General features: G+C 61.8%; 3 protein-coding genes. All 3 read left to right on the forward strand.

The features are described 5' to 3' along the window. The coding region (locus tag P792_RS33910; RefSeq protein WP_023979775.1) for a metal-sensitive transcriptional regulator at positions 1-193 on the forward strand (193 nt) is incomplete at its 5' end. 486 nt (positions 194-679) lie between these two features. Beyond that, positions 680-2,512, forward strand: coding sequence for a copper resistance system multicopper oxidase (locus tag P792_RS33920; protein ID WP_023979777.1), 1,833 nt, complete (start codon positions 680-682; stop codon positions 2,510-2,512). Next, the gene (locus P792_RS33925) at positions 2,509-3,315 is read left to right on the forward strand and encodes a copper resistance protein B (protein WP_023979778.1); all 807 of its coding nucleotides are present in this window, start codon (positions 2,509-2,511) and stop codon (positions 3,313-3,315) included. Before P792_RS33920 ends, P792_RS33925 begins: the two co-directional genes overlap by 4 nt. The last annotated feature ends 111 nt before the right edge of the window (positions 3,316-3,426 follow it).

Here is a 3,426-nt window from a genome sequence, read left to right on the forward strand (position 1 = left end):
CGAAGACCGCTATTGCGTGGATGTTCTGCTTCAGCTTCGGGCCGCCAAGGCGGCGTTGCATCGGCTCGAGGGGCTTGTTCTGCGCGAACATATCGCGGGCTGCGTCGTGGAGGCGATCGAATCCGGCGATCCGGTGGAACGTCAGGAAAAGATCGGGGAACTGATCGAAACGGTCAGCAAGATGACGGGGTAGATGTGCAAGAAATCGGCGCGACACGGTTGGGACGGTTGCTGGCCTGCCTGCTTCTGCAGGTGGGACTGATGCTGGCGTCCGTCATGCCGGGTCATGCCGCCACGTTGTCTTCTACAGTTGCTTTGGTTACCCAACCGATGGTTGACATGCCAGGGATGCAGATGCCATCCCATACGGATGCGACGACCGCACATTGCAATCATGAACCGTGCCACGACCATCATCCATGTCATCATTGCGGCGATTGCTGCGCCCAGGGTGCCTGCGTCGCCAATTGGCTGATGCCGCCCTCCGTGACCAGGGCGTTTGATTACTCAGGTGTTACGGCACCTTTCGGCCTGTCTCGTTCGGATCGCATCGTCGGTCATGGGTTCGCGCCGGCCCTGCCACCGCCCAGAGAGATGGCCTGATTCTGTTCTGACAGTCTCAGGGCTGGTCATGGACCTATGACCGGCTCCGCCTTCTCTCTTTTGCGGACTATTATTCATGTCAATACGATCCCTTGCGGGACGGAGCGCGATCACGCGCCGCCGTTTCGTCGTCGGGACGGGCCTGTGGGGAGCGGCGCTGGCCCTCCCGCAGGGCAGCGCGAGCGCCTACGCTTCGGTCTATACACCGGCGTCGGGGCGGCCCGACCCGCTGCCTGGTACCCGTTTCGACCTTACGATCGGTTCTGTACCGATCAATATCACCGGTGCGCGCATGCACGCGGTGGGTGTGAACGGCTCCACGCCCGCGCCGATCCTGCGCTGGCGTCAGGATGACACGGTCGAACTGAACGTCACCAACCGGTTGGATGAGCCCAGTTCGATCCACTGGCACGGCCTCCGGGTGCCGGCCCACATGGATGGCGTGCCCGGTCTGAGCTTTGGCGGGATCGCGCCGGGTGACACGTTCACCTATCGCTTCCCGCTGCATCAGAGCGGCACTTACTGGTATCACAGCCATTCCGGCTTCCAGGAGCAGACGGGCCTGTATGGGGCTCTGATCATCGACCCGAGAGACGGTTACGCGCAGCATTTCGACCGCGATTATGTGATGGTATTGTCCGACTGGACCGACGTCGATCCCGAGGACATCGTCTCAAATCTCAAATTCCAGAGCGATTACTACAATTTCCGCCAGCGTACGGTGGGCACGTTCTTCCGTGACGCGCATCGGCAAGGGCTGGGTGCGACGATCCGGGATCGCCTGCAATGGGGTGCCATGAACATGGCACCGACCGACATTCTGGATGTGTCGGGCATCATCTACACCTACCTGATCAACGGCCAGTCTCCCGGGGCAAACTGGACTGGCCTGTTCCGACCGGGCGAGCGCATACGCCTGCGCTTCATCAATGCGTCGGCGATGACGCTGTTCGACGTGCGGGTTCCCGGCCTGACGATGACCGTCGTTCAGGCCGACGGCAATGACGTGGAGCCCATCCCTGTCGATGAATTCCGCATCGGACCTGCAGAAACCTACGATGTGATTGTCGAGCCCACCGCCGATGGACCGTACACGGTCTTTGCGCAGGCCGAGGATCGCACCGGATACGCGCGCGGCACACTCGCCACCCGTCCGGGCCTTGCCGGGCCGGTTCCCCCCATGGACCCGCGCCCGCTGCGCACCATGACCGACATGGGCATGGGGAATATGGACATGAAGGGCGGCATGGCAGGCATGGAGATGGGGAGTCCGCCGGGGAAGCCCGGTGATGCCCCTGCCAGCGGCGGCATGGACATGGATCACATGGATATGAAGCAGGCCAACAGGCCCGGAGCCGCCGCGATGGATATGCCGGGCACGGCGGCTGCGCCGCGGCATAAAACAGAGCTGAAGCCCGGCGTCGCGGTGCAGAGTGTCGCCATGATGCCGATCAACCGGCTGGCGGAGCCGGGCGACGGGCTGGAGAATAATGGTCGCCGCGTTCTGACCTATGCCGATCTGCGGGCCACGATCCCGGGCGCGGACCCACGCCCGCCGTCGCGCGAGATCACCCTGCACCTGACCGGCAGCATGGAACGCTTCATCTGGGGATTTGACGGCAAGAAGTTCTCGGAAGCGGAACCGATTCGTCTGACTTTGGGCGAGCGGGTGCGCTTCGTCCTGATCAACGACACGATGATGGAGCACCCAATCCATCTGCATGGATTGTGGAGCGAACTGGAAAATGGGCAGGGCGAGTGCCGACCCTACAAGCACACGATTACCGTCAAGCCGGGTGAGCGGCTGAGTTACCTGGTCACGGCGGACGAACCCGGGCTGTGGGCGTATCACTGCCACCTGCTCTACCACATGGAGGTGGGCATGTTCCGCACGGTGGTGGTGTCGTGATCCGGGGTCTGATAGGTGGCACGGTCCTTGCCGCTGGACTGGCTACCGCGGTACCTGGCACGGGACGCGCCCAGTCAGTCCCGGCACGCCAGAGCGAAGGAACCCAGGAAGCGCAGACCGCCTCGGCTCCCGCGCCCGTGGTCTATGTCAACGGCATCCAGCCGGTCATGGACCATAACATCTATGTGCATGCGCTGCTCGACCAGTTCGAGGCGCGCTTTGGTGCCGATGGCGGGCAGTTCCGTTACGATGGGCAGGCTTGGTTCGGCACCGACTACGACAAGCTCTGGCTGAAATCCGAAGGCACGGTCGGCACAAACGGCAAGTTCGGTGATGGAGATCATGAGGCCCTCTATGATCGTGCCATCTCCCGGTATTTCGATGTCCAGACTGGCGTGCGTCTCGATATTGACAACGGCCCCACACGGGCCTGGGGCGCGATCGGGGTCGAGGGACTGGCGCTATATTTCTTCAATGTGGAGGCCACGGCCTATTTCAGTGACCGAGGCGCTGCGGGGCGTCTGCAAGGTTCCTACGACATTCTGCTGACCAATCGCCTGATCCTCCAACCCCAGGTAGAGATGAACTTCTATTCCGCGTCCGATCGTGCGCGCGGGGTCGGAACCGGGCTGTCCGATATCGATACGGGATTGCGGCTTCGCTACGAATGGCATCGGAAATTCGCGCCTTATATCGGCGTGAGTTACTCCGGCACGTTCGGTCAGGCCGCCGACATGGCGCGTTCAAGGAATGAGCGTGTCCATGACCTGAATTTCACCTTCGGGATCAGGACGTGGTTCTGACTATTCCTGCCCGATGTGAAATCGTCGCGGGGCGCATTGTGCGCCTTCGCATCCGATAACCAATGATGAGGAAAAGACCAATGCTGACCATTAATTTCAGATCATCGGCCC

It is taken from the genome of Asaia sp. SF2.1, from assembly GCF_000505765.1.
Taxonomy (GTDB): domain Bacteria; phylum Pseudomonadota; class Alphaproteobacteria; order Acetobacterales; family Acetobacteraceae; genus Asaia; species Asaia bogorensis.